The 24,961-nt window shown below is 74.7% G+C and carries 23 protein-coding genes; 9 read left to right on the forward strand and 14 right to left on the reverse strand.

The window, feature by feature from the left end:
• Positions 1-223: 223 nt before the first annotated feature.
• Positions 224-2,113: an ATP-binding protein gene (locus tag C2142_RS08590; protein ID WP_148641842.1), complete on the reverse strand. Its 1,890-nt coding sequence runs from the start codon at positions 2,111-2,113 to the stop codon at positions 224-226.
• Positions 2,114-2,271: 158 nt separating this feature from the next.
• Between C2142_RS08590 and C2142_RS08595 the strand changes: the two genes are divergently transcribed.
• The 3 genes from C2142_RS08595 to C2142_RS08605 are packed head-to-tail and all read left to right on the forward strand — an operon-like array spanning position 2,272 to position 5,016.
• Positions 2,272-3,219: a CoA ester lyase gene (locus C2142_RS08595; RefSeq protein WP_148641843.1), complete on the forward strand. Its 948-nt coding sequence runs from the start codon at positions 2,272-2,274 to the stop codon at positions 3,217-3,219.
• Between the two features lie 2 nt (positions 3,220-3,221).
• A complete protein-coding gene (locus C2142_RS08600) occupies positions 3,222-4,466 on the forward strand; it encodes an aminotransferase class I/II-fold pyridoxal phosphate-dependent enzyme (RefSeq protein ID WP_148641844.1) in 1,245 nt (414 codons plus the stop codon).
• Positions 4,467-4,485: 19 nt separating this feature from the next.
• Positions 4,486-5,016 carry a MaoC family dehydratase gene (locus C2142_RS08605; RefSeq protein WP_148641845.1) on the forward strand — a complete coding sequence of 177 codons (531 nt, stop codon included), beginning with the start codon at positions 4,486-4,488 and terminating at the stop codon, positions 5,014-5,016.
• Positions 5,017-5,055: 39 nt separating this feature from the next.
• Here the strand turns inward: C2142_RS08605 and C2142_RS08610 are convergent, their stop codons facing one another.
• The 4 genes from C2142_RS08610 to C2142_RS08625 all read right to left on the reverse strand — a co-directional run bounded on the left by C2142_RS08610 (position 5,056) and on the right by C2142_RS08625 (position 9,137).
• A complete protein-coding gene (locus C2142_RS08610) occupies positions 5,056-6,039 on the reverse strand; it encodes a zinc-binding dehydrogenase (protein ID WP_241002457.1) in 984 nt (327 codons plus the stop codon).
• Entirely contained in the window at positions 6,036-7,361 is a 1,326-nt protein-coding gene (locus C2142_RS08615) for a peptide ligase PGM1-related protein (protein WP_148641846.1), read from the reverse strand. Before C2142_RS08615 ends, C2142_RS08610 begins: the two co-directional genes overlap by 4 nt.
• A 177-nt stretch (positions 7,362-7,538) precedes the next feature.
• Positions 7,539-8,054 (reverse strand): hypothetical protein, encoded by a 516-nt coding sequence (locus C2142_RS08620; protein WP_206670933.1) that lies wholly within the window; start codon positions 8,052-8,054, stop codon positions 7,539-7,541.
• A 147-nt stretch (positions 8,055-8,201) separates the two neighbouring features.
• Complete coding sequence (locus tag C2142_RS08625) at positions 8,202-9,137, reverse strand: hypothetical protein (protein WP_148641847.1); 936 nt, start codon at positions 9,135-9,137, stop codon at positions 8,202-8,204.
• A 280-nt stretch (positions 9,138-9,417) separates the two neighbouring features.
• On the opposite strand from C2142_RS08625, the gene C2142_RS08630 reads away from it, so the two are divergent.
• Together C2142_RS08630 and C2142_RS08635 are read left to right on the forward strand one after the other, a co-directional pair.
• On the forward strand, positions 9,418-9,789 hold the full coding sequence (locus C2142_RS08630) for a YbjQ family protein (RefSeq protein ID WP_148641848.1): 372 nt from the start codon (positions 9,418-9,420) through the stop codon (positions 9,787-9,789).
• Positions 9,790-9,975: 186 nt separating this feature from the next.
• Positions 9,976-11,070, forward strand: coding sequence for an NAD(P)-binding domain-containing protein (locus tag C2142_RS08635; RefSeq protein WP_241003147.1), 1,095 nt, complete (start codon positions 9,976-9,978; stop codon positions 11,068-11,070).
• A gap of 171 nt (positions 11,071-11,241) precedes the next feature.
• Here C2142_RS08635 and paaE read toward each other — a convergent pair whose 3' ends face one another.
• The 6 genes from paaE to def all read right to left on the reverse strand — a co-directional run bounded on the left by paaE (position 11,242) and on the right by def (position 17,101).
• Positions 11,242-12,384, reverse strand: coding sequence for a 1,2-phenylacetyl-CoA epoxidase subunit PaaE (gene paaE, locus C2142_RS08640; protein WP_148641850.1), 1,143 nt, complete (start codon positions 12,382-12,384; stop codon positions 11,242-11,244).
• Positions 12,385-12,897, reverse strand: coding sequence for a 1,2-phenylacetyl-CoA epoxidase subunit PaaD (gene paaD / locus C2142_RS08645; RefSeq protein ID WP_148642283.1), 513 nt, complete (start codon positions 12,895-12,897; stop codon positions 12,385-12,387).
• A gap of 56 nt (positions 12,898-12,953) precedes the next feature.
• Complete coding sequence (paaC, locus tag C2142_RS08650) at positions 12,954-13,982, reverse strand: 1,2-phenylacetyl-CoA epoxidase subunit PaaC (RefSeq protein ID WP_148641851.1); 1,029 nt, start codon at positions 13,980-13,982, stop codon at positions 12,954-12,956.
• A gap of 17 nt (positions 13,983-13,999) precedes the next feature.
• The gene (gene paaB, locus C2142_RS08655) at positions 14,000-14,293 is read right to left on the reverse strand and encodes a 1,2-phenylacetyl-CoA epoxidase subunit PaaB (RefSeq protein WP_030234269.1); all 294 of its coding nucleotides are present in this window, start codon (positions 14,291-14,293) and stop codon (positions 14,000-14,002) included.
• Complete coding sequence (gene paaA / locus C2142_RS08660; RefSeq protein ID WP_241002458.1) at positions 14,290-15,300, reverse strand: 1,2-phenylacetyl-CoA epoxidase subunit PaaA; 1,011 nt, start codon at positions 15,298-15,300, stop codon at positions 14,290-14,292. Before paaA ends, paaB begins: the two co-directional genes overlap by 4 nt.
• A 1,102-nt stretch (positions 15,301-16,402) precedes the next feature.
• Positions 16,403-17,101 (reverse strand): peptide deformylase, encoded by a 699-nt coding sequence (gene def, locus C2142_RS08665; RefSeq protein ID WP_148641853.1) that lies wholly within the window; start codon positions 17,099-17,101, stop codon positions 16,403-16,405.
• 152 nt (positions 17,102-17,253) lie between these two features.
• Between def and C2142_RS08670 the strand changes: the two genes are divergently transcribed.
• Positions 17,254-18,102 carry a winged helix-turn-helix domain-containing protein gene (locus C2142_RS08670; protein WP_346766370.1) on the forward strand — a complete coding sequence of 283 codons (849 nt, stop codon included), beginning with the start codon at positions 17,254-17,256 and terminating at the stop codon, positions 18,100-18,102.
• Positions 18,103-18,348: 246 nt separating this feature from the next.
• On the opposite strand, the gene C2142_RS08675 is transcribed toward C2142_RS08670, so the two are convergent.
• The 3 genes from C2142_RS08675 to C2142_RS08685 form a co-directional block, all read right to left on the reverse strand.
• Entirely contained in the window at positions 18,349-19,620 is a 1,272-nt protein-coding gene (locus C2142_RS08675) for a M20 family metallopeptidase (RefSeq protein ID WP_148641854.1), read from the reverse strand.
• A 1,083-nt stretch (positions 19,621-20,703) separates the two neighbouring features.
• Positions 20,704-21,363 (reverse strand): response regulator transcription factor, encoded by a 660-nt coding sequence (locus C2142_RS08680; protein ID WP_148641855.1) that lies wholly within the window; start codon positions 21,361-21,363, stop codon positions 20,704-20,706.
• Positions 21,360-22,946: a histidine kinase gene (locus C2142_RS08685; RefSeq protein WP_148641856.1), complete on the reverse strand. Its 1,587-nt coding sequence runs from the start codon at positions 22,944-22,946 to the stop codon at positions 21,360-21,362. The genes C2142_RS08680 and C2142_RS08685 overlap by 4 nt, the downstream gene beginning before the upstream one ends.
• 153 nt (positions 22,947-23,099) lie before the next feature.
• On the opposite strand from C2142_RS08685, the gene C2142_RS08690 reads away from it, so the two are divergent.
• The 3 genes from C2142_RS08690 (at position 23,100) to C2142_RS08700 (ending at position 24,898) form a co-directional block, all read left to right on the forward strand.
• The gene (locus C2142_RS08690; RefSeq protein WP_194235762.1) at positions 23,100-23,978 is read left to right on the forward strand and encodes a hypothetical protein; all 879 of its coding nucleotides are present in this window, start codon (positions 23,100-23,102) and stop codon (positions 23,976-23,978) included.
• 48 nt (positions 23,979-24,026) lie between these two features.
• Positions 24,027-24,329, forward strand: coding sequence for a GNAT family N-acetyltransferase (locus tag C2142_RS08695; RefSeq protein WP_148641857.1), 303 nt, complete (start codon positions 24,027-24,029; stop codon positions 24,327-24,329).
• 134 nt (positions 24,330-24,463) lie between these two features.
• On the forward strand, positions 24,464-24,898 hold the full coding sequence (locus tag C2142_RS08700) for a (4Fe-4S)-binding protein (protein WP_241003149.1): 435 nt from the start codon (positions 24,464-24,466) through the stop codon (positions 24,896-24,898).
• Positions 24,899-24,961: the final 63 nt, after the last annotated feature.

Below are 24,961 nucleotides of genomic sequence, written 5' to 3' on the forward strand. Positions count from 1 at the left end.
CCAGGACGTCGGAGAAACCGCCGGGCCGGCACCGGCCGACCGTGGCGGGAGGTGAATCCACGGCCGGCCAGGCGAATTCGGAAGGTTGCCGGAGCCGGGATCGATCGCCAAGCTACCCGGCCGCCCGACGGCCGCGCAAGCAGGTGATCGACATTCCCGAGGCCGCCCGGCCGACTTACCGAATAACCGGGCCGTTGTTCAACTCCCCTTGTTCCGGGGCCGATCAATCCCTCCAGCCGCGCCGGATCCGGTGGCCGCCCGCCAGGGTGAGCAACGCCCCGCCGGCCGCCGCCAGCCCGGCCAGCGCCAGACTCTGCCGCCGGACCCGCCGGCGGTCGTCGGCGGCCGCGCGGACCGCCGCCGACAGGAACGCCCGCTCGACCCCGCCCGACGCCAGTTCACCCGCCGCCACCCGCCGCCGGACATGGTCCAACCGGGCTCCCCGGTAGAGCAGTTCGGGATCCTTGTCGGCCGCCGCCCAGCTGCGCGCGGCCGCGGTGAGCCGCCGCTGCTCGCCGAGCGCCTCCCGGCCCTCGGCCAGCCAGTCCCGCAGCCGGGGCCAGGCTTGCGGCAGGGCGTGGTGGGACAGCTCCACGGTGTCCCGGTCCAGCACCACCAGCCTGGCCCGGACCAGCCGTTCGAGCAGAGCCGGCACCCCGGGATCGTCGAACTCCCCGCGCCTGACCGGCTTTCGCACGCTGTCGCCGCCGGCGCCCGGGGCCGGTTCGCCGCCGAGCCGTACGAACACCGCCCGGGCCCGTTCCCGGTCGGCCGCACCCAGACCGTCGAACAACGCCTCGGCGGTCCGCGCGAGCGCCCCCTCGAACCCGCCGGTGGCCTGGAATCCGGCCAGGGTGAGCGCGTTGCCGCTGCGCCGCCGCCACGTCTCCAGCAGCGCCGCCGACAACAGCGGCAGCGCGCCGGGCTGCTGGGCCACCGCGGAGATCAGGACCGCGAGCAGCGCGCCCTCGACGGTGCAGCCGGCCCGCAGCGCCGGCTCGGTGATGGCCCGGCGCAGTTCGTCCGGCGCGGGTGCGCCGACGGTCAGCACGGCGCCCCGGCAGGCCTCGGCCAGGGCGGGGTGCTCGGCCCGCAGCGCATCGCCCTGGTCGGACCGCACCACCAGGACCACCCGGCACCGGAGGCCGTCCGCACCGCCGGCCCCGCCCGCCTTCCGGCCCGTCCCCTCCGCGGCCGCGACCAGCGCGTCCAGGAACCGGGCCCGTTCCCGGGCGTCCCGGCACCGCGTCCGCAGCTCCTCGCCCTGGTCCACCACCAGCACCGGATCCGCGGCCCGCGCCCGCTCGCACCCGGCGGCCTGCAGTCCTGCGCGCACGCCCCGCGTCTCCCCGGCCCGCTGCCCGAGCCGGGCGAGCGCCAGCGCGTACGCCTCCATCGGCCGTTCGCCCGGGGTGAGCAGCGCCACCGGCACCGCACGGGCGCCCGGCCGCGCCGCGCCCGCCCCCCTGCGCGGATCCCTCGCACCGCGGGGGCCCGCTCCGGTGCGGGCTCCGGCTCCGGAGCGGGGGCCCGCACCGGCGTTCGGGCCCGCGCCGCCGGGGCCACCGCTGCCGCCCAAGCCGCCCATCCGGGCCAGCAGACCCGCCCTGACCAGCGATGACTTGCCCACCCCGGACGGCCCGGTGACCATCACCAGGCTCCGCTCGCCCAGCAGCCCGACCAGCCGGTCCAGCACTGCCTCGCGCCCGTAGAACCGCTCCGCGTCCGCCGCCTCGTACGCCGCCGCACCCGGGTAGGGGGCGCAGCCGGCGTCCTGGGCGCGCCTCCGGGCGGCGGTGTCGGCTGCCAGCTCGGCGGCCAGCAGCTGCCAGCGGTGCTGCCACTCGCGGACGTCGCCGCCGCAGGCCTGCACGTAGGCGAGGGTCACCGCGAGGCTGGGCAGCCGGCGCCCGCCGGCGGCTACCGAGAGACTGGCGGCCGAACAGTGTGCCCGGAGGGCCAGTTGGCGGTACGGCGGGGTACCGGCCCGTTCCCTGAGCGCCCGTAGGTCGCCGGCGAACCTCAGCAGCGGCCCGTCCCCCTGGTCGAGTGGACTCTCCCGACGCGGCACAGCAGCCCCCTTCTCCGTTGAAGTGGTGACCTTCCTGTCCATCCCCCAAGATTCATCATGCGCAGGACAGTTGGCGCCAAACAATCGGACCTCCGGGCCGGTTGTTCCGAGTTGATGTTCAATGTCCAGCCGCACGGCGCCGAACAATGCCGGTGGGATAGAACCGGGAGCCGCAGCCTTCGCTGACTTCGGAGATTTCCATGAAGTTCACGCGCTACTGCCGTTCCCTGCTGTCCACACCCGCGATGGCGGTGGAGCGGTACGCCAAGAGCCACCAGTCCGGGGCCGATATCGCCATGGTCGACCTGGAGGACTCGGTCCCGCCCGCACGGAAGGAGGAGGCCCGCCGACTCGCCGAGGAGTTCTTCACCCTGCCGTCCAGCAAACTCGCCCGGAGCGCGGTCCGCATCAACTCCCTCTCCGGCCCGGACGGTCTGCGCGACCTGATCGCCATCACCCGGTACCGGGTGAAGCCGGACATCGTGCTGATCCCGATGGCGGAGTCCCCCCGCGACATCGAGATCGCGGCCGGAACCCTCGGACCGGACTGCCCGCAGACGGAGTTCCTCGCCGTCGTCGAGACGCCGCTCGGGATCGAGCACGCACCCGCCGTCGCGGCGGCCGGACACCGGCTGCGCGGACTGGTCTTCGGCTCCGCCGACTACGCGTTCGCGGTCGGCGCCGGGCTCTCCTGGGAGGCGCTGGCGCACGCCCGCGGCCGGGTGGTCAACAGCGCCCGCGCCGCCGGGGTGGAGGCGATGGACGCGCCGTTCTTCGAGGTCGCCGACGTGGCCGGGCTGCGCCGGGAGGCCGCGCTCGCCCGGGACTTCGGCTTCAGCGGCAAGATCGCCGTCCACCCGCGCCAGCTTCCGCTGATCAACGAGGCGTTCAGCCCTGACGAGGCGCTGCTGGAACGGGCCCGGCGGGTGGTCGCGGCGGGACGGGAGAACGGCCGCTCGGTCACCGTCGTGGACGGGGTGATGGTCGGCATGCCGTTCTTCGAGGCCTGCCAACGCCTGCTCGAACAGTTCGCCCCGCCGGAGCCGCCGCTGGCGCCCGCCCCGCCCGCACCCCCCGCACCGCCGGCCCGGCCCGCCCCGGCCGGATACCCGGCCCCGGCCACGCCAACCAACACCAGGGAGAAGTGACCATGACCGCAAACGCCGGATCGATCCAGGGCCCCCGCCGGTACCGCAACGCCGAGACGATGCTCGCCACCGCCGACCCGGTCTGGCAGGCCGCCGGTGCCAACGGCCTGATCGGCATCAAGGTGGACTCGGAGTCCAACAACCGGCTGATCGTCCGCGAGACCGGCCACGAGTTCGCCAACATGGTCTCCTGTGCGTACCTCGGCCTGAACAACCACCCGCAGGTCGCCGCCGGCGCCGTGGACGCGCTCACCGAGTCCCGGAGCACCTGGCTGGTCACCTCCACCACCCGGATCCGGCACAACCTGCTGGTGCAGTTGGAGGAGGAGCTGGGCGAACTCTTCGGCGCGCACATCCTGCCGGGCGCCTCCTGCACGGCGCTGACCGCGGGCATCCTGCCGCTGATCGCCTCCGGCCACCTCGACGGCACCTGCGACGGCAGGGGCGGCGGGCCCCGGGTCATGGTCTTCGACCGGTTCTGCCACTTCTGCATGGCATACGTGAAGCCGATCTGCGCGGACGAGACGCTGGTGCTCAACTGCCCGCACAACGACCTGAACTACCTGGAGGACATCTGCCGCAAGTACCCGCGGGTCGCCTACGTGGCCGACGGCGCGTACTCGATGGGCGGCGCGGCGGCCCTCGACGGACTGCTCGAACTCCAGGACCGCTACGGGCTGTTCCTCTACATCGACGACTCCCACTCGCTCTCCATCATGGGCGGGCGCGGCGAGGGCTTCGTCCGCTCCAGGCTGGAGATGAACCCGCTGACCGTCATCGCCGCCAGCCTCGGCAAGGGCTTCGGCACCGGCGGCGGCGTCGCGATGCTCGGCAACCGCGAACAGTTCGAGTTCCTGCACCGGCACGCCGGCCCGGTCGGCTGGTCGCAGAACGTCGCACTGCCGCTGGTGGGGGCCTCACTGGGCGCCGCCGCCATCCACCGCTCGCCCGAACTCGGCGAGCTCCAGGGCAGGTTGAACCGCAACATCGATCTCTTCGACGAACTCCTGCCGACCACCTTCGCCGGCAACGGCCTGCCGGTCCGCCGGGTCGACGTCGGCGACGCCGACCGCGCGGTCAAGCTCTCCGCCCAGCTCTTCGAACGCGGCTTCTACAGCTCGGCGGTGTTCTTCCCGATCGTCCCCAAGGGCGAGGCCGGCCTGCGGCTGATGCTGCGCGCCGACATGGACGAGCGCCTGATCACCGAGTTCGCCGGCCACGTCAAGGAACTCACCTCCGACCTCTGACACCTGGGAGCAGCGCATCATGGACGAACCCGAGCCGGCCGGCTACCGGCTGATCGGCGAGCGGCGCTACCGCGAGGTGGTCGGCCGCTACTACGAGGAGTTCACGGTCGGCGACGTGATCGAGCACCGCCCCGGACGGACGGTGACCGAGATGGACAACGTGCTGATGAGCATGCTCAGCATGAACGACGCCCCGCTGCACATCGACGCCGCGTACAGCGAACACACGCCCTGGGGGCGGCCGATCGTCTCCAGCCTGGTGACGCTCAGCATCGTCGGCGGGATGACCGCCCGCTCCACCAGCGGGCGGACCATCGCCAACCTGGGCTGGGAGAACATCCGGATGACTCACCCGGTGTTCGCCGGGGACACCCTCTACGCGGAGACGGAGACGCTCGCGAAGCGGCTCTCCGAGAGCCGCGCCGGGCAGGGAATCGTCAGCTGCCGCACCACCGGCGCCAAGTCCACCGGCGAGGTGGTGGTGGTCTTCGAGCGCAGCTTCCTGGTCCCGTTGCGCGGCCACGGCCTGGACGAGGTCGCGGGCTACTGAGCGGGGCCCGTGGGGCGGCGCCGCCCCACGGGCCTCCCCTCAGGTCTCCCGCCGCACGTCGACCAGCACCTTGCCCATCGTCTCGCGCGCACCCAACGCCCGGTGCGCGCCGGCGACGCCGTCGAGCGGGACGACCCGGTCGATCCGCGCGGCCAGCCGCCCCTCGCGCGCCAGCCCGAAGAGCCGCCCGGCGACGCCCGTGAACAGCACCCGGTCGTCCAGTACGTGCTGGAGCCAGAACCCCAGCACGCCGGCCGAACCCCCGGCCAGCTCGTCCACCGAGAAGGACTCCTCCGGTCCGCCGCGGGCCCCGACGCAGAGCAGTCGCCCGAACGGCGCCAGCGCCGCCAGCCCGGACCGCAGCACCTCGCCGCCGACGGAGTCCACGAAGAGGTCCACACCGCCCGACTCGCCGAGCCTGGCGGTAAGGTCCGGGCCGGCCGGGTCGAGCGCGGCGTCCGCGCCGAGCGACCGGACGAACTCCCGCTTGGCCTCCGTCGACGCCAGGCCCACGACCCGACCGGCGCCCAACTCCCGGGCCAGCTGCACCACCAGGTGCCCGACCCCGCCGGCCGCGGCCGTCACCGCCACCCGCTCGCCCGGCCGCAGCCGCCCGAGCAGGGTCAGCGCGCCGTAGGCCGTGGCACCCTGCTCCAACAGCGCCAGGGCCTGCTCGTCACCGACCCCGTCCGGCACCTCCACCGTGAACGCCTGGTCAGCGCAGGCCACTTGGGCGTATCCGCCGCCGGAGCGGAGCAGTGCGACCACCCGCCGGCCGTCGCCGCGGCGCCGCCCGACCACATCCACGCCGAGCACGGCGGGCAACGGGTTGCGCTGGTACTCGCCCTCACGGCAGTGCAGGTCCGCGTAGTTGAGGCCGGCCAGGGTGACGTCGATCAGCACCTGGCCCGGCCCGGCGGCCGGCTCGGACACGGTCTCGGTCCGGAACTCCTCGGGCCCGCCGTAGCGGTGGATCACCGCCGCCCTCATCACCGGCGGTCCCACGGCGCCGGTGTCCGTCACCGCGCGAAGAGTGTGAGCAGCCGGCCCTCCGCCGCCCTGGCCGCCGCCGCGTCCTCGGCGATCACGCAGTACATCACCGAGCCGTCGGCCGGGCCGAAGTCGGCGCTGAACACCACGCCGGTGCGGGTCACCGGGTCGAAGGCCAGTCCGGCCCGCTCGACCGCCGCGACGGCCTCCGGGAAGGACGGCACGTGGAGGCCGGCCAGCTCCAGGATCACCCGGGCGGCGCGGTGCCCGGCACCGACCAGCCGGGCGAACAACGCGTCGTGCAGGTGCGTCGAACCGGTCAGCCGTCCGTTGGTCTCGGTGAAGTACAGCTCGCCCTTGGGCGTGAGCAGGGCGTCCGCACTCAGCGTGCCGCGGTAGCCGAGCACTCGCAGCGACTCGCACAACCGGGCCGCCCGGTCGACGAGTTCGGCCAGGGTCCCGGCGTCCGGGGTGACCGGCGGGGTGATCTCGCCCACCACCACCGGGTCCATCACCATCTCCCCGCAGCCCGAGAGCACCGATCCGTGCGCGCCGATCGCGAACTCCGCGTACAGCGGTACCGCGTCCGCGAAGTACCGCTCCACGACGACGCGTTGGTTGCGCCCGCCGGTCAGCCAGTCCCAGCGCCCGGCGACGTACTCCGCGACCGCCGCCCGGTCCGCCAGCGGCACCACGCGCTGCGCACCGGCCGGGGTGACCTGCTCGTCCCGGCTGAGGACCTCGTTCCCGAAGCCCCCGGCCTGGTACTCGACCTTCATCATCACGCTGTGGCCCTGCTCCAGCAGGCCGTTGACCGCCGCCTCCACCTGCTGCGGCGAGGTGGCGACCGTTCCCGGCGGGACGGCCACGCCGGCGCCGGCGGCCAGCGCCCGGAACACCGCCTTGCTGTTGACCAGCGCATTGCCGCCCTGTGCGGCGAACTCGTGCCCCGGCACGGCGTGTCCGGCGCCGAGCGCGTCGGCGAGGTCGGCCACGGCCGCGTTCGGCGAGATCGCCAGCACCCTTCCCACCGGCCGCCCGTCCAGCGCGCGGCGCAGCTCCTCGCGGAAACCCGGGTCTGCCAGCCGGTCCGGGGTGAGGATGCCGTCGCCCTCGGCTCCCGACGGCGGTACGACCACGGTCAGGCTCTGCGCCCGGGTGCCGGTCAGCCCGGTGACGTACGCGAGGTACGCCGGGTCGGGCGCCCAGGGCAGCACCAGGACGTCGTCGTCCTCGGCGAACCAGAGCATCCGCTGGGCCCCGCAGCCGGCGAAGAGCCGCTCCAGCGGCGTCATCCCGGTGAGGTCCCCGACCATCTCCTCGGTGCGGTTGTTTCCGATGCACAGCGTCGTCATCTGCCGAACTCTCCCCATCGCCGGTCGGTGCAGCGCTCCAGATGTAGCGCACCGGGGTTGTTCGGGTCCGGGGCTCGGTCATTGAACAAAAACGGTGAACAACACCCGGCGCAGGACTCGGCGCAGGCGCCGGTGAAGGAGTCGGCGCAGGCGTTGGCGCAGGGCTCCGCGCAGGGCTCAGCGCAGGCGTTGCCGCAGTTCGTCGACGGCCGCGCGGATGCCGGCGCTGTACTCGTCCTCGGGCAGCGCGTCCAGGCTCAGCACGGCGCGCTCCAGCTGGTCGCGCGCCTGGTCGGGCTCACCGAGCTTGAGGTGGTCGGAGGCCAGGTTGAGGTGCAACGACGGATAGAAGGCGCGGACCTGGAGGGCGGACTCGTAGGTCTGCGCCCGCTCGGCGGTCAGCGAGTCGGCGGCGGCCAGCGCCCGCCGGTCCCACTCCAACTCGGCGCGCGGGTCGTCCTGCAGGTCGGCCAGGTAGTGGGCGAGGACACAGCGGTGGAACACGTCGCGTTCGCCGAGCGCCTCCCAGAGCCGCTCGAAACTCTCCCGGGCCTGCGCCGTCCGCCCGCGCTGCGCGGCCTGGACACCGTCGAGGCCCAGCGCGACCCGGGCCAGCACCGGATCGTCGGCCGCACCCGGTCCCCCGCCGGACACCTCACCGCCGAACACCCCACTGCCAGACATATCGGACATGCCCGCAGCCTAACCGTCCGCCACGCACCCGTGCCGGACCCGGCGGCGGCCGTACGACCGGCGGCGGCCGCGGAGCCGGCGGAAGCGGCGGAACCCGCGAGCCTCGGTTCCAGGCCCTCGGCCCTCGATCTGCGGCCTCAGCCTGCCTCAGCGCCGGTAGCCGCGCTGCGGGTCCCGCTCCTCCGCGTCCTCGTACACCAGGAACCAGCCCTCCGGGTGGGTCGCCGCGAGCAGCAGCTCGGTGCGCTGCTCGGCGGTCAGCTCCGGATCGCCGTCGTCCGGCCCGAAGACACCGAACAGCTCGTCGTGGCAGCCGTCCCAGTCGTAGTCGTAGAGGTCGGCCGGCAGGTCGCCCATCATGTCGGCGACCGATTCGGGCTGCGCACCGAGCAGTGCACGGGCGTCCACCAGTGCCATCCTCAGGGCGATCTCCTCGGCCAGGCAACGCGGCAGCGGCCACTCGCCGAGCGCGAGGTCGTCGGCCAGGTCGTCGAAGGAGCGGGCCATCGCCCGGCGCCAGCCCCGATGCAGGCGCCAGGTGCGCTGCGGCAGCCGGCCGAAGACGGTCCAGTCCGACTCCTCGCCGTCGGCGACCGGCTCGTCCTCGTGCTCCTCCAGGTCGTCGTAGGCGGCGTCGGCCAGGCCCAGCAGCTGGGCGTGGAGGAGGCAGGCGGTGCGCGGGGTGAGGGTCCAGTCGCCGGTCCCGCCGCCGTCCTCTTCGCCGTCGCCGCCGTCCAGCGGGAAGAGCTCAGCGAAGTCCGGCGCGAAGTCCTCGGTGACGCTGATCTCCAGCGTCCCGCCGATGGCCTCGACGCCGGGGATCGCGGCCACCAGCCGGTCCGGGTGGAGCAGTGCACCGAGAGCCGCGTTGGCGTCCTCGGCCACCTCGCGCAGCAGTTCGCGCCGCTGGCCTGCCGGGTCGATTCCGGCGAAGTCCAGCTCCTCGACGGCCGCGATCGCGGCCGCGCGCAACGCCGGCCAGTCGGTGATCCGCAGGCCCAGCACCACCGTCGCCTCGATCTCCTGCGCGCCCGAGTCCTCCGCCGCGCCCGGCCCCTGTGGATGATCGCTTCGCTCGCCCATGGGGCTACGGTACGGCTTTTCGGCCGCCCGATCACCGGTCTGTCCGAGCTTCCCCGTCCGACCCCGTCCTTCCCGACGCTCCCGGGCCCACTTCTCCGCGCCTCCGCTGTCTCCTTCCGGGAGCCGCTCCGTCCTCCTCCGTCCACCTCCGCTGCCCTCCGTCCTTCTCCTCCGGCCTGCTTCCGCTCCCCGCGCCCCCCTGCGACCCCTTGCGGCCTTCCGCGGCCCGCCCCGGCCACGCCTCTGGGCCCGGACGCCGTCCAGCCCGCAGGATGGGCCCATGGCGAACATCGACGAATTCGGCGGCGGGCAGCGCCCGGACGCCCAGGTACTGGTCGTGACCACCAACGACATCCCCGGCTTCCGGGTCGACCACGTGATCGGCGAGGTCTTCGGCCTGACCGTCCGCAGCCGGCACATCGGCAGCCAGATCGGCGCCTCGTTGAAGTCCCTGGTCGGCGGCGAGCTGCGCGGACTGACGAAGACCCTGGTGGAGAGCCGCAACGAGGCGATGGAGCGGCTGGTCGAGCAGACCAAGGCGCGCGGCGGCAACGCGGTGCTCATGTTCAGGTTCGATGTCACGGAGGCTGCTGACGTCGGGACAGAGGTCTGCGCGTACGGCACCGCCGTGGTGATCTCCCCGGCGACCTGATCCGGCCGCCCGGCCCGGCCTGCTGATCCGGCCTGCTCATCCGACTGCCTGCCCGGGCCGCTTCGCGGCAGCGGGAACAACTCCCGGGCCGCCCGATGTTTCACCGGCGTGACTGTTTACGGTGCAACCAACGACGGTGCGGCCGATGCCGGAACCCCGGCCGACGGGACCCGGAGGGTCGACGTCCTGGTGGTGGGCGCCGGGCAGGCGGGCCTGTCCGCCGCCTACCACCTGCGCCGCCGCGGCTTCGCCCCCTACCGGGCGGACGCCGACGGCGGCTTCGTCGTGCTCGACGCCGACGACGCCCCGGGCGGCGCCTGGGCGCACCGCTCGCCCTCCCTGCGGATGGCCACCGTGCACGGCTTCCACGACCTGCCCGACTTCGAACTGCCCGAGCCCGACCCCGACGCCCCCGCCCGCGAGGTGGTCCCGGGGTACTTCGCGGCGTACGAGGCGAAGCACGCGCTCCCGGTCGTGCGCCCCGTCCACGTCCGGGCGGTCCGCTCCGAGTCCGACCGCCCCGGCTCCCGGCTGCTGGTCGAGACCGACGCGGGCACCTGGTCCACCCGGGCGCTGATCAACGCGACCGGCACCTGGACCCGCCCCTTCCTGCCGCGCTACCCCGGCCACTTCGCGGGCCGGCAGCTGCACTACGCCGAGTACCGGGGGCCGGAGGAGTTCGCCGGCCGCCGCGTCCTGGTGGTCGGCGGCGGCGCCTCGGCGATCCAGGTGCTGTCGGAGGTCGCGGCCGTCGGCGAGACGGTCTGGGTCACCCGGACCCCACCGGTCTACCACGACGGCCCGTTCACCCCCGAGTACGGCCGGGCGGTGGTGGCCAAGGTCGAGGAGCGGGTCCGCCAGGGCCTGCCGGTGCAAAGCGTGGTGAGCGTGACCGGGCTCGGTCCGTCCGTCGCCTACCGCCGTGCCGAGGAGTTGGGCGCACTGCACCGCCGCCCGATGTTCGACCGCCTCACCGAGCACGGCGTCGCCTGGGGTGAGGGGCCCGGGAGCGAGGAGCTGCCCGTCGACGCGATCGTCTGGGCCACCGGTTTCCGGCCCGAGGTCGGCCACCTGGCCCCGCTCGGCCTGCGCTCCCCCGGCGGCGGCATCGCCCTCACGGGCACCGCCGCCACCGCCGACCCCCGCGTCCACCTGGTCGGCTACGGCCCGTCGGCCAGCACCATCGGCGCCAACCGGGCGGGCCGGGCCGCCGTCAACGCCCTCGTCGCACTGCTCGGCGAACCGGCGCAGGACGCCGCCGTGCCCGCACAGCAGTCGTAGCCGCGCCCCTCGACGGTCGTGGCCGCACAGCCGGTCGTGGCCGCGCCCGCTCGGCGGTCGTGGCCGCACAGCCGGTCGTGGCCGTACCCCTCGACGGTCGTGGCCGCACAGCCGGTCGTGGCCGTACCCCTCGACGGTCGTGGCCGCACAGCCGGTCGTGGCCGCGCCCGCTCAGCGGTCGTAGTCGACCGTCACCCGGTCGGTGAGCGGGCGGGCCTGGCAGGTCAGCACGTAGCCGGCGGCGAGCTCCTTCTCCTCCAGTGCGAAGTTGCGGCGCATCTCCACCTCGCCCTCGGTGACCAGGGCGCGGCAGGTGCCGCAGACTCCGCCCTTGCAGGCGAACGGCAGGTCCGGGCGGGAGCGCTGCGCGCCGTCGAGGACGGAGCGGTCGCGCGGGAGGGAGAGCGTGCTGCCACGCCCGTCGAGGACGACCGTGACCTCGCTGTACGCACCGTCCGCCGGCCCGTCCGCGGACTCCTCGGCGCGCTCGGCGACCGGCTCGTCCTCGGCGTGGAACAGCTCCTGGTGCACCCGCTCGCCCGGCACGCCCAGCCCGGCCAGCAACTCCTTCGCCCCGGCGACCATCCCGAACGGGCCGCAGAGCCACCAGTGGCCGACGCGCTCCACGTCCACCAGCGCCTTCAGCAGCGCGCCGACCCTCTCCGGGTCGAGCCGGCCGCTGAGCAGCTCGGCGTCCCTGGTCTCCCGGGAGAGCACGTGCACCAGCTGGAACCGGCCGAGGTAGCGGTCCTTCAGGTCGGCCAGCTCGTCGGCGAACATCACGGTGTCGCTGCGCCGGTTGCCGTAGAGCAGGGTGACGGTGGAGGTGCGGTCGGCGGCCAGCACCGACGCCGCGATGGAGAGCATCGGGGTGACGCCGGATCCGGCCGCCAGCAGCACGTGGTCGGCGGGCTCGCCCAGTTCGGGAGTGAAGAGGCCCGACGGGGTCAGCACCTCGACCTCCTCGCCCGGCGCGGCCTCGCGCACCAGCCAACGGGAGAACAGCCCGCCGGGCACCTCGCGGACCGCGATCCGCAGCGGGCCGCCGACGGGGGCGCAGATCGAGTACGAGCGGCGCTCGTCGGCACCGTCCACCACCCGGCGCACCGTCAGCGTCTGTCCCGGCCGGAACGCGAACTGGTCGGCGAGCCCGTCGGGCACCTCGAAGGTCACCGCGACGGCGTCCTCGCAGAGTCGCTCGACCGCGGCGATCCGCAGATGGTGGAAGGCCGGACGGCGGGCGGGACGGGCCGCCGGCGCCGGAGCGGCGGGGGTGTCCACGGGGCGGGCCGTGCTGGCGGGACCGGCGGCCATTCAGATCTCCTTGACGCGTTCGAAGGGCTCGCGGCAGTCGCGGCAGCGCCACAGCGCCTTGCAGGCGGTCGAGCCGAAACGGGACAGCTCCTCGGTGTCGCTGCCGCCGCAGAGCGGACAGGCCACGAGGTGGCGGGTCGGGCCGAGGGTCAGCAGGCCCGGGGACGTCCGGCGCCCGGCGGCGGGCCCGGGCGGGGCGATGCCTGCCTCGGCGAGCTTGCGGCGGCCCTCCGCGGTGATCAGGTCGGTGGACCACGGCGGGTCCAGCCGCAGCCGGACCCGGACGTCCGTGTACCCGGCCGCGCGCAGCCGCCGGTCCACGTCGGCCGCCATCTCGGCGACGGCCGGGCAACCGGAGTAGGTCGGGGTCAGCCAGGCGGTCACGGTCCGGCGGCCGACCGCACCGCCCGTCTCACCGCCCGTCTCTCCGCCCGCCCCGGTGCCCGTCCCGTCGCCGGCCGCGCCACCCACCTCGACCTCCGCCAGCACCCCGAGGTCGGCCAGCGTGAGCATGGGCAGCTCGGGATCGGGGACGGTGGCCGCGATCTCCCAGGCGTCGCTCAGCACGGTCACCACGTCGCCCCCGGGTGTGCGCGGGCCACCACCTGGAGTTCGGCCAGCAGCGGGCCGAGCGCCTCGGTGTGCACGCCGTCCCGACCGGCCCGGCCGCCGACCGTGGCCAGCGCCGGCGCCTGCGGCACGGTCAGCCCGGCCTCGGCGAGGACGGCGGCCAGCTCCCGCAGCACGGGTTCGCGCAGCGTCGCCGGGTCCACGCCGACCCGCAGCTCCACCGGGTGGGCCGTGAACAGCTCCTCCAGCAACGGCCAGACCGCGTCCAGCCCGTCCTGCATCCGCTGCGCCGAGAGCGGCGTGCCGTCGCCGAGCCGCAGCGTCCAGGCGGTGGCGTACTCGCGGTGGTAGGCCAGCTCCTTGACGCCCCGCGCGGCGACCGCCGCCAGCACCGGATCGCGGTGCCCGGCCAGCGCCTCGTACAGGGTGCCGCGCGCGGTCGCGAAGAGCAGCAGCCGGGCGACGGAGTACGCGAAGTCCCCGTTCACCGTCTCGACCAGGCGGACGTTCCGGAAGTCGTGCTCCTCGCGCCAGTACGCCAGGTCGTCCTCGGTCCGGCCGGAGCCGTCCGCCTGGCCGGCCCGGGTGAGCAGCTGACGGGCCTGGCCGAGCAGGTCGAGGCCCAGGTTGGCGAGGGCGACCTCCTCCTCCAGCTCCGGCGCCCGGGTGCACCACTCGATCAGCCGCTGGGCCAGGACGAGCGCATCGTCGCCGAGCATCAGGCAGTAGGCGGCGAGGTCGGCGCCGTCCAGGCCGGCCGGGACGGCCGTGTCCACGCCGAGCAGCGGGTCCGCGAAGCCCGTCCCGTAGGCCCAGCGGCCCTCGCCCTCGGGCCCGGGGGACGCCTCGGAGAGGCTCAGATAGAGGTGGTCGTCGTTGTGGGCGTCGTGGCTGACGTGGGCGCCGTGGTTGACGTGCGCGTCCTGGTTGACGTGCGCGCCGTGGTTGACGTCGCTCTCATGGCTGTCATGGCGGCCGGTCACGGTGTCGTCGGCCACGGTTTCGCCGGTCACGGTGTCGTCGGTCATGGTTCTGGTGCTCCCCGTCAGATGTGCGGGACATCCTCGGGGATGTCGTAGAAGGTCGGGTGGCGGTAGACCTTGTCGCCGCTCGGCTCGAAGAACGGGTCCCGCTCGTCCGGGGTGGAGGCGGTGATCGCGTCGGAGCGGACCACCCAGAGGCTCACGCCCTCGTTGCGCCGGGTGTAGAGGTCGCGGGCTGCGAGCAGCGCCATCCGGTCGTCGGACGCGTGCAGCGAGCCGACGTGGACGTGGTTCAGCCCGCGCCGGGGGCGCACGAACACCTCGTACAGCGGCCAGCCGGCCTTGGACTCGGTCACTTTCCGTTCTCCTGTTCCGCGTGGTGCTGGGCCTCGGTGTCGGACTGGGCCCCGGTGTCGGGCTGGGTCTCGGCGCGGCGCTTCCGCGCGTAGGCGGTGGCGGCCTCGCGGACCCAGGCGCCGTCCTCGTGGGCGGCGCGGCGGCGATCGATCCGCTGGGCGTTGCACGGGCCCTGGCCGTGGATGACGCGGGTCAGCTCGGACCAGTCCGGCTCCCCGAAGTCCCAGCCGCCACGGTCCTCGTTCCACCGCAGCTCGGGGTCGGGGAGGGAGACGCCCAGGTGCTCGGCCTGCGGGACGGTCATGTCGACGAAGCGCTGCCTCAGCTCGTCGTTGGTGTGCCGCTTGATCCGCCACGCCATCGAGCGGGCGGTGTTCGGCGAGTCGCCGTCCGAGGGGCCGAACATCATCAGCGACGGCCACCACCAGCGGTCCACCGCGTCCTGGACCATCCGGCGCTGGGCCTCGGTGCCGCGCATCAGCGTCATCAGCAGCTCGTAGCCCTGACGCTGGTGGAACGACTCCTCCTTGCAGATCCGGACCATGGCGCGGGCGTACGGGCCGTAGCTGCACCGGCAGAGCGGCACCTGGTTGCAGATCGCGGCGCCGTCGACCAGCCAGCCGATCACGCCGACGTCGGCGAAGGTGAGGGTCGGGTAGTTGAAGATCGAGGAGTACTTCTGCCGCCCCGAGATCAGTTTCTCGGTCAGCTCCGCGCGGTCCACGCCGAGGGTCTCGGCGGCGGCGTAGAGGTAGAGGCCGTGGCCCGCCTCGTCCTGGGCCTTGGCGAGCAGGATTGCCTTGCGGCGCAGCGACGGGGCCCTGGTGAGCCAGTTCCCCTCGGGCTGCATGCCGATGATCTCGGAGTGGGCGTGCTGGGCGATCTGGCGGATCAGGGTGGCCCGGTAGGCGTCGGGCATCCAGTCCCGGGGTTCGATCCGCTGCTCGGCGGCGACGACCGCCTCGAACCGCTCCTCCTGCACCTGCGCGGGGACAGGCTCGGCCACCTCTGTTGTCACCACGGTCCCCTCTCACGTCCTGCGGCGCGCTCGCTGCCGCGTGCCGCCTGCTGTCGTACGGCGCGGGCCGGGAGGCGGCTGGTCCGCCACCGCCCACGCTACCGACTGACCGTTCGGTCGGTTCCATTGTGCGTGGTGAGGCGGTGGCCTGACAAGGGAATCAGGCCGCCGTCCGCGACGCGCCCGGAACTCCTGCCCCGTGCACCCGGGGCCGCCGTCCAGCAAATGATCTTGCCCTCCCGCCCGGACCGGGCCGCCTGGGACGGCCCGGGACGGGCGCGGCCCGTTGGGGCAGGCCCGCTCCGAGGGGGAGGGTCGCGGATCGACAGGCGCGGGCTCGGACGGGCCCGAAGCCCTCCGGACGGGGCGGCTCGGCCATCTGTTCGCGTCGCGGAGGTCCGAGAAGTGGACGGGCGGATCCTGCGGATCGGCGACCGGTCCACCGCCGCGAACGCGCGAACGGAGGTCCACCACCGGACCGGGCGCTTCTGCCCGAGCCAGTGCATCGAGGGCCGCCAGCCCGGCGAGCCCCGATTCGTGCACCGCTACCGGCTTCGGTGGCTCATTCAACTGGCCCCGCACCCGCACCGGGAGGCCACCTACGGCCGTCGGTCGGCCGAGGCCGACGGCCCAGGACACTGCCTGGTCGAACGGCCGGGTGGGACGGACGACTGGGACGGACGACTGGGACGGACGGATGGGAGGGACGGATGGGAGGGACGGCTGGGAGTGACCGGCGCGGGAGATCGGCAGCACCCGGCGGCTGGGCAAGCCATCGACGGGGCGGGCCACGCGCAGGGTGGGCCACGGCGGGGCGGGTCACCGGCGGGTCGGGCCCCGGGCAAGGCGGGTCACGCGCAGGGTGGGCCACGGCGGGGCGGGCCGACCAGCAGGCCGGCCGACCTGCGTCACGGTCGACGGCGAGGTCGGCCGTCGACATTCGATACCGGACGGCACAAGGGCCGCAAAGCCACCGGGCGCCGGACTCCACGACGCGGCATGACGCACTCCACCCGTTTCTGCGACCCCGCCACCCGGGCGGCCTCCCGCTCGCATCGCCGATCCTGCACGCCCGGAGCAATCCGGTTGATCAGTCGCCGGGCGACGCCCAGGCCGACGGCCTCAGGCGGGCCAGCTCCTCCGCGCGGGCGGCGCGCTTGGCAAACACCTTCTCCTTGCGGTCCTCCATCCGGCGCAGCGCGGTGCGCCGGCCGCGGTGCGAGAGCCGGTCGATGTAGAGGCCGCCGTAGAGGTGGTCGGTCTCGTGCTGGAGGCAGCGGGCGAAGTAGCCCCGGCCCTCCACCACCAGCGGGCGGCCCTCCAGGTCGTGGCCGCGCACGACGGCGAAGTCCGGGCGCGCCAGCTCCAGGTACGGGCCGGGCACGGAGAGGCAGCCCTCCTCCACCTCGGCCAGCCGGCGGGCGTCGGAGGGCAGGTCGTCCAGCACGGGGTTGAGGATGTGGCCGACGTGCCGGACGCCGTCCTCGTCGAGGCAGTCCCAGACGAAGACCTGGAGGTCCACGCCGATCTGGTTGGCGGCGAGGCCGGCCCCCTCGGCCACCCACATCGTGGCGAACATGTCGTCCACCAGTCGTGACAGCTCCGACGTGCCGAACTCGTCCTCGGCGACCGCCCGGCACCGGCGGTGCAGTACTTCCTCCCCGACCACGGTGATCCGCCGCACCTCCCCGCGCAGCGCCTCCGGCGGCACCTCCGGGTACGCGGCCACCCACTCCCCCTGCACCCGCACCGACCCGCGAACCGTCTTCGTGGACGTCCGTTCGGTCATGGTCGCACTCCCCTCCGCTGAGTCTTTGGTTGCGCCTATCCAACTTTGCAAAGTGTCACTTTGCAAATAGTGGGCGGGGGCGATGGCTGTGAACTGGGGTGTTTTGGGGCCCTTGGCTTGCCAGACACTTTGCAAACAGGCATCTTTGCAAAGTGACCACCGACGAGACCCTGCCGACCGGGCCCGTGGACCCGATCGAGGCTGCGGCTGTGACCGAGGCCGCGACCTCGGCCTCGGCCACAACCGCTCCGACGCCCGCGCTTGGGCCCGCTCCCACGCCCGCGCTGAGGCCTGTGCCCACGCCGGGGCCCGCGCCCGAGCCCGGGAACTCGCTGGACGCCGCGAGTCGTCCGGAGGCGACCCGGGGGCCGAAGCCGCTGGAGGTACCGCCGAACCGGCCGCTGCCGGACCACCCGATCCGGCTCGCGCTGCTGGACCTGATCGCCATCTGGGGGAAGATCACCTCCAACCAGGCGGCGCAGCATCTGCACCAGAGCTCCGGCACCTGTTCGTTCCACCTGCGCCAGCTCGCCCGCTACGGCCTGATCGAGGAGGCGCCCACCGTCGACGGCCGCTCGCGCCCCTGGCGGCTGCGGTGGGAGGGCTCGCTGATGCCCGGCGAGGCCACCGGGCCGGCCGGCGCGCCGGGCTCGTCCGGTGCCGGGGCCTCCTCCGCCCAGGCCGCACCGCAGCCCCTGCGGCTCGCCCCCGGCCTGGCCGCCGGTCTCGCGGAGGACTTCGCGGAGGACCTTGAGGACACCAGCTACCGCCAGTGGCTCGCCCACCGGGCGCAGGCCCCCGGCGAGTGGCAGCGCGACGAGGCGTCGAGCGACGTCCTCCACCTCACCCCCGAGGAGCTGGCCGACCTCGGCGCCGCCGTCCGCGCCCTGCTCGCCCCCTACCGGCGCCGCGAGCCGGCCCCCGGCACCCGCCCGGTGGCCGCGGTCACCCGCCTGTTCCCGCTGCTCGACCACCCGTCGGAGGGCGACGGCCGACCGTAGCGGCCCCGGCGGGCCCGTTGTACGAACCGCCCCACGACGATGGGGCGCGACCCGCTGAGCGACCACGGGCCCGCCGCCCGGCCTGCGCCGGACGACGGGCCCGTTCACCTCGGGGTCGCTGCTCCGGAACCCCGGCGTCGCCGCTTCGGACCCGTTGCGCCGGGCCCGTAACTCCAGGCCTCTTACTCCAGGCCCGTTGCAGCGGGCCCGCCGGTCCGGGCCCGCCGCTCCGGGGCCGGAGCCGCGTCAGCCCTCCGACCGGTCCCGCAGACGTGGCAGCGGTACGGCGAGAAGCGCCGCCAGCAGCGCGATCCGGGGGGCCAGCTGGTCGATCCGGATGTGCTCGTGCCGGGCGTGTGCCCCGGCGCCGACCGCGCCGAAGCCGTCCAGCGTCGGCAGCCCGCGCGACCCGGGCAGATTGGTGTCCCCGGCCCCGCCGGCCGGTGCGCCGTCCAGCTGCTGCCCGAGTACCGCCGCGAGGGAACGGACGTGCCGCAGCAGCGGGTTGGCCGAGCGTTCCTGCCAGGCCGGCCGGCTGGACAGCACCTCCGTCCGCACCCGGGCCCCCGGGCGCAGCGCGGTGAGGCGGGCCAGGCTGTCGAGGGTGCGGCGCTGTGCCTCGGCGGTGGCGAAGCGCAGGCCGAGTTCGGCCTCGGCGCGGCCGGCGATGACGTTGGCCCGGGTGCCGCCGCTGATCCGCCCGGCGTTGAGTTCGGTGCCGGGCTGGCCGGCGAGTCCGCGGACCGCGACCAGCTGGTCGACGAGTTCGTCCACCGCGGAGACGCCCTGGGCCGCGTCGTTCCCGGCGTGCGCCTCGCGCCCGGTGACGGTGAGCCGCACCCGGGTGCTGCCGCGGCGGGCGGTCTTGAGCCGTCCGTCCGGATGGGGCGGTTCGAGCCCCAGGACGGCTGCCGCACCGCGCAGTTGGCGCTCGACCAGGCGTCGGCCGTCGGGGCTTCCGACCTCCTCGTCCGAGACGACCACCAGCCGGACGGTGCGGTGCGGGCGCTGCCCGAGGTCGGCGAGCAGGGCGAGGGCGCCCTCCAGGATGGCGAGTCCGCCCTTCATGTCGACGACGCCGGGGCCGCTGAGGGTGCCGTCCTGTTCGGTGACCGGCCAGTCGTTGAGGATGCCGGCCGGCCAGACGGTGTCGTGGTGGCCGACCACGAGGAGGTGCGGCAGGCTCTCGTCCTGGCCGTCCCACTGGAGGACGAGGTGGTCCCCGGCCGGGCCGGGCTCGCGGTGGACGGTGGCGCCGGTGGCACGGAACCCTGCGGCCAACTCCTCGGCGAGGGCGTTGAGTCGGGGGGCGTCGCCGCTGGGCGACTCGATCCGGGCGAGGTCGGCGCAGCGGCGGCGGACGGCGCCGGCCAGGGTGCGGGCGCGTGAGCTGAGGGCCTGGGGCAGTCCGGGGAGGGCGGCGGTGGGGCCTGCTTGGCTGTCGCCGTCGGTGGCGGGCGGGGTGGCCGATGGAGCGCTCGTCGGGACGGTCGGCGGGACCAGCGCGGTGACGGTCATGGCGACGCCCTTGGTGACGCCGGCAGCGACAGTAGCCGGGCCGGTAACCGTTGGCGTTGCCGTCGACGTGGCGGCGGCAGTCGTGGTGACCGTGGCGGTGGCGGGCGGGGCGGGTGGGAGTGCCGTGGTCGTGGTCGCGGCGGTTGCTCCGGTGACGGCCCCGACTCCCGTACCCAGGGCGGGAACCACGGCCGACGCAGGTGCGGAGACCGGTGCGGCGGCGGAGGCGGAGCTAGTGGCAGTGGCGGCGGCAGTGGCCGGGGTGCGCGTGGCTTCGGTGGTCTCGGTCGGCGCCGCGGCCGGCCGGGCGGCTTGGGGACTCAACGCTCGCCTCCGCGGCCGCCGCCGGTATTCAGCGGCCGCACCGGCCGGCCGGACCAGCCCGGGTGCCCGGACCAACCGGGGCGTGCGGCCCCGGCCAGGCGCAGGGCCCGCCAGGGCGGCCCGTCTGGCCCAAGTGCGGTGGAACGGCTGGGCGGCATGCTTGGCATTGCGTCCTCCTCGCTCGATCCGGTGGCCCCGGTCGGCCCGGAGCCCCGTGGACGGCGGCTTCGATGCGGCGGGCGCAGTGACTGCACCGCCGCAGGGAAGCCGAGATGTGAGCCTAGAAGAACCGTTCGGTTTCCTGCGAGGTGGCCCTGCTCCCAGCGTGCCGGAGGCCGGGCCCGCCTCGGGCGCCCGCCTTCGATCGGTGGCAGGCGTACGGCGCGCGGGCCTGGGTCGGCGCGCGAGCGCGGTCGCCGGATCGCGCCCATCTCCACCATGGACCCCGCGCCCGGGTTCGGCAGCGCAAACGGCCAAGGCACGGCATTTCCACGCCGGATGGGTGACAGCGGCTCAGCGCTCGATACCAGACGACGGGTCGCTGGACCGGGGGTTAAGGGCACGAGGGTTGCGGACGGACGGATACGCACGGGGGTGCCACGGGGTGGACTTCGGGGGCGAGCGGTGGTCAGCGGCCGGCGGCCAACGAGCGGCGAGCGGTGGTCAGTGGCCGATGCCCTCGGCCGGCGGCCATCGGCCGATGCCGTCCATCCCTGCTGTCCGCCCCCTGCTGTCAGTCGCCGTCGTCGGCCGCCGCCGTCAGCCCCCGTCGTCGACGACTCCGGCGTCGCGGGCGAGCAGCGCGGCCTGGACGCGGTTGCCGACCCCGAGTGCGGTGAGGATCCGGCTGACATGGGCCTTGACGGTGCTCTCGCGCATCCCGAGCACGCCGGCGATCTCGGCGTTGGACAGCCCGCGGGCGAGTTCGCGGAGCACGTCCGTCTCGCGCGGGGTGAGCCCGGCTGCGCGGGTGCGGGCAGCGACCGAACGCGGTGCGCCGCTGCGGTGGTAGCGGTCGATGAGGCGGCGGGCGGCTGACGGGTGCAGCATCCCCTGGCCGTCCGCCACGATGTGGACGGCGCGGGCGATCTCGGCGGGCGGGGTGTCCTTGAGCAGGAAGCCGTCGGCGCCGGCGGCGAGCGCCTGGTAGACGTACTCGTCCAGGTCGAAGGTGGTCAGCGCGATCACGCGCGGGGCTTCGGGCAGCTCGCGCAGGCGGCGGGTGGCAGCGATGCCGTCGAGCCGGGGCATCCGGATGTCCATCAGGGCGACGTCGATGCGTTGGCGGCGGGCGAGCTCCACGGCCTGCAGTCCGTCGGCGGCTTCGGCGACCACGGTGAGGGCCGGGTCCTGGGTGAGCAGGTCGACGAGGCCGAGGCGGACCAGCGCGTCGTCGTCGACCACCATGGTGCGGATCATGCGCCGTCTCCAGGTCGGGCCGGACGGGGCTCGGGGGGCGGGGCGGGCGGATGCCCGGGCGAGGGGAGGCGGGCGGCGAGGCGGAAGCCGCCGTGCCCGTCGGCGCCGGCGTCGAAGTGGCCACCGAGCGCGCCGACCCGTTCGGCGAGCCCGACCAGCCCGTACCCGCCGCCGGTACTGGCCCCGGACGGCGCCGGACGGCCGGGGCCGTTGAGCACCTCGACGGTGGTCGCCGGGGCGCCGTAGCGGACGCAGACCGAAACGGGTGCGGTGTGCGCGTACTTGCGGGCGTTGGTGAGCGCCTCCTGGACCAGCCGGTGGACGGCCAGCCGGTGGGTGGTCGGGACGGTCTCCGGATCACCGGCGAGGGTGAGTGCGACCTTCTGCCCGGCCGCGGCGGCCTCCCCGACGAGTTCGGTGAGATCCCGCAGGGCGGGCGCCGCCACGGGAACGGGGGGACGGGCGGGGTCGGGCCGGGATGGTGTGCTCCCGGACGGGCGGTGTGCTGCCGAGGTCGCCGCGACGTGCCGCGGGCCGGACACCAGCGCCCCCGGACGGTCGGGTGGCCGTGGCGGGTCGGGTGGCGGGGGCGCAGCGGGTAAGGGCGGCTCCGCCGGGAGGCGCGGCCCGTCCAAGAACCGGGGTTCGTCCGGGAGACGCGGCTCGGACCGGAGGGCGCCGAGGACGTCGCGCAGGTCGTCGAGGGAGCGGGCGGCCGTCGAGCGGAGGAGCTCCAGCCGGTGGGCGAGCCGGGCGGGGTCGTTGGCGACGGTACCCGCCTCGGCCTGGTCGCGCAGCACGCCGGCGTGCAGGACGAGCAGGCTGAGGCGGTGTGCCAGGACGTCGTGCATCTCCCTGGCGATCCGGGCGCGTTCGGCGGAGCGGGCCTGCTCGGCGCGGAGTTCGCGCTCGCGGCGCAGCGCGTCGACCTGGGCGTGCAGGGTGCGGATCAGGACGCGGCGGCCGTGCAGCCAGAGGCCGAGCGAGAGGACGGCGGCTTCGACGAGCAGTTGTGAACCGGCGGTTCCGGCCCAGCCGAGGAGCGAGTCGGCGCGGACCGCGCTGAGCACGGCGATGGTGGCCCCGCCTGTCATGGCGGCGCCGACCCGGCCGGTGGAGGCGAGGTGGTAGACGCTGAACAGGCCCGGGAACGCACGGTTGAACAGCCCTGCCGTGAGGACGGGCAGGACGGCGGCGGCGACCGGGTGGCGGCGGGCGAGGACGAGGGAGAGGGAGGAGAGGACGGCTGCTGCCATGCGCAGCGGTCGGAGGGGGGCGTCGACTACTGCCCACTGGGCGTACGCCTCCTCGGCCGCGAGGAGGAGGACGGTGAGCAGGAGCAGGCTCTCCGTCCAGCGGGGGCGGCCGGGCGGGTACCAGCCGAGCAGGGCGGTGGCGGGCGGAGGTGGGTCGGGGTACGGAAGGTGGCCCGGGTACCCCGGGAACGGCGGGCGGTCGACGCCCCGCCCGTGGCCGGGGCGGTCCACGCCCTGCACGTGGTCGGGGTGGTCGGGGCCTTGTAGCTGGTCCGGTTGCTGCGAGCGGTCGGGGTGGCCGGGGTGCAGCGGGTGGCCTGTGGTCACGCAGTCTCCTCCCGTCGGCCTGGGCCGATGCTACGGGCCGCCCCTGCCTCCGGTCCCCCGTCCAAAGACCAGTGCCACCCTCGACTTTCGTCGGGGGTCGGCGCCGCATGCCGGCCGATTCGGGTGGGTGCGGGCGTCCCTAGCTTCGGTGTCATGACGACAGATCAGCTCGGTCCACGCCCCCACTCCCCTGCTCGGCCGTCGTACGGCCGGCCCGGCCGCCCTGCCGGTGACCGGTTGCTGTTCCTCGGCGAGGCGCTGCGCACGCTTCAGAGTACGGGCGCGCTCGCACCGAGCGGGCCGGAGTTGGTGAACGCCCTGGTGGTCCCGGTGACCAGCCGTCCGGACCGTCCGTTGTCGGTGCTGGAGGTCGGCGCCGGGACGGGGGTGGTGACCCGGCGCCTGGTCCAAGTGCTGCGCCCGGGCGACCGGTTGCACGTGGTCGAGGCGAATCCGCGGTTCGCGGAGCGGCTGCGGGAGGATGCGGAGCTGGCCCGGCGAGGGCCGGAGATCGGGCTGCGGCTGTCGGCCTGCCGGGTGGAGGAGCTGCCGGAGTGCCGGCCGGCGGCGGGGCGGGGCAGGGACGGGGGCACCAGCGACGGCAGCCCGGGCAGCGGCAGCGGCGACAGCAGCACAGGCGAGCGGTACGACGTGATCGTCTCCGGTCTGCCGTTCACCAACTTCGACCCGGCGCAGGTGCAGCACATCCTGGACCTCTACCTGCGGTTGCTGGTGCCGGGCGGCGAGCTCACCTACTTCGGGTACCTGGGCACGACGGCGGCCCGGACGCTGGCCTCGGGACCGCGGCGCGGGGCGCGGCACCGCGCGGTGGTACGGCTGCTGCGGCGGTTCGAGGCGGCGTACGGGCTGGGGAACCGGACGGTGTGGCGCAACCTGCCGCCGGCCCGGGCCCATCTGCTGCGCGCTCCGGACTGCGGCCGGGTGCCGCAGCCGTCCGCCGGTCCGTCCGCCGGTCCGTCCGCGGGGGCGCCGGCCGGGTCGACGGGCGGGGCGGCGAGCCGCGCTCGATGATGGACCGGGGCCGGCCCCGGCTCCGCGTCCGGCAGCGAGGAGCCTCCGATGACCGTCACGGTGCGCGACATCGAAGCCAACAGCCGCTTCGAGGCCTGGGCGGGCGACACCCTGGCCGGGTTCGCCGAGTACATGCGCAGCGACCACCTGGTGGTGTACCCGCACACGGTGGTGGAGCGGGCCTTCGAGGGGCAGGGGGTGGGCGGCGCACTGGCCCGGGCCGCCCTCGACGACGCCCGCAGGCGCGGGCTGCCGGTACTGGCGACGTGCCCGTTCATCAAGGCCTGGATGCTGCGCCACCCCGAGTACGCGGATCTCGCGTACGAGAACCGCAGCCGGGTGTCCGACTGATGGGCGGCGGGGAGACCGGCGGGGACACGGGCGAGGCGGCCCGCCGGGAGACCGGCCAGGACACCGGCGAGACGACCGGCGGGCGGACGGGCGGGCGCCGTCGGCCGGGCGCGAAGACGTACGGGGCCGCGGGGATCGCCGTGTCCTTCGACCCGCAGGTATGCCAGCACGCGGCCGAGTGCGTCAGGGGGCTGCCGTCGGTCTTCGACACGGCGCGGCGGCCGTGGGTCACGCCGGACGCGGCGGAGCCGGGGGTGGTCGCGGAGGTGGTGCGGCGCTGTCCGACGGGTGCGCTCCGCTACCGGCTGGCGGACGGCGGGACGGAGGCGCCGGAGCGGCCGACGTCGGTGCGGCGGACGCCGGACGGGCGGCTGCTGCTGCGTGGGGAGCTGCGGGTGACGGACTCCGAGGGTGCGGTCCGGGAGACGCCGAGGGCGATGCTGTGCGGCTGCGGGCGCAGCGCCGGGCAGCCGTACTGCGACCGGAGCGGGGCGTGCGGCGCCGCGGAGGGCGGCGCCGCGGAGGGCGGTGCGGCGGAGGGCGGCCGTCCGCCGGTGGCTGACAGATAACAGAAGACAGATAACAGATGACCACTAACAGATTTTGAATTCTGTCAGCGCCGGTGCCATAGT

It is taken from the genome of Streptomyces sp. CB01881 (assembly GCF_002953255.1).
In the GTDB taxonomy this organism is placed as follows: Bacteria; Actinomycetota; Actinomycetes; order Streptomycetales; family Streptomycetaceae; genus Kitasatospora.

What these genes read in the sequence shown, in the direction of transcription:
- C2142_RS08590 (WP_148641842.1), bottom strand. Translation starts at nt 2,113, where the DNA reads ATGGACAGGAAGGTCACCACTTCAACGGAGAAGGGGGCTGCTGTGCCG.
- C2142_RS08595 (WP_148641843.1), top strand. Translation starts at nt 2,272, where the DNA reads ATGAAGTTCACGCGCTACTGCCGTTCCCTGCTGTCCACACCCGCGATG.
- C2142_RS08600 (WP_148641844.1), top strand. Translation starts at nt 3,222, where the DNA reads ATGACCGCAAACGCCGGATCGATCCAGGGCCCCCGCCGGTACCGCAAC.
- C2142_RS08605 (WP_148641845.1), top strand. Translation starts at nt 4,486, where the DNA reads ATGGACGAACCCGAGCCGGCCGGCTACCGGCTGATCGGCGAGCGGCGC.
- C2142_RS08615 (WP_148641846.1), bottom strand. Translation starts at nt 7,361, where the DNA reads ATGACGACGCTGTGCATCGGAAACAACCGCACCGAGGAGATGGTCGGG.
- C2142_RS08620 (WP_206670933.1), bottom strand. Translation starts at nt 8,054, where the DNA reads ATGTCCGATATGTCTGGCAGTGGGGTGTTCGGCGGTGAGGTGTCCGGC.
- C2142_RS08625 (WP_148641847.1), bottom strand. Translation starts at nt 9,137, where the DNA reads ATGGGCGAGCGAAGCGATCATCCACAGGGGCCGGGCGCGGCGGAGGAC.
- C2142_RS08630 (WP_148641848.1), top strand. Translation starts at nt 9,418, where the DNA reads ATGGCGAACATCGACGAATTCGGCGGCGGGCAGCGCCCGGACGCCCAG.
- paaE (WP_148641850.1), bottom strand. Translation starts at nt 12,384, where the DNA reads ATGGCCGCCGGTCCCGCCAGCACGGCCCGCCCCGTGGACACCCCCGCC.
- paaD (WP_148642283.1), bottom strand. Translation starts at nt 12,897, where the DNA reads ATGCTCACGCTGGCCGACCTCGGGGTGCTGGCGGAGGTCGAGGTGGGT.
- paaC (WP_148641851.1), bottom strand. Translation starts at nt 13,982, where the DNA reads ATGACCGACGACACCGTGACCGGCGAAACCGTGGCCGACGACACCGTG.
- def (WP_148641853.1), bottom strand. Translation starts at nt 17,101, where the DNA reads ATGACCGAACGGACGTCCACGAAGACGGTTCGCGGGTCGGTGCGGGTG.
- C2142_RS08675 (WP_148641854.1), bottom strand. Translation starts at nt 19,620, where the DNA reads ATGACCGTCACCGCGCTGGTCCCGCCGACCGTCCCGACGAGCGCTCCA.
- C2142_RS08680 (WP_148641855.1), bottom strand. Translation starts at nt 21,363, where the DNA reads ATGATCCGCACCATGGTGGTCGACGACGACGCGCTGGTCCGCCTCGGC.
- C2142_RS08690 (WP_194235762.1), top strand. Translation starts at nt 23,100, where the DNA reads ATGACGACAGATCAGCTCGGTCCACGCCCCCACTCCCCTGCTCGGCCG.
- C2142_RS08695 (WP_148641857.1), top strand. Translation starts at nt 24,027, where the DNA reads ATGACCGTCACGGTGCGCGACATCGAAGCCAACAGCCGCTTCGAGGCC.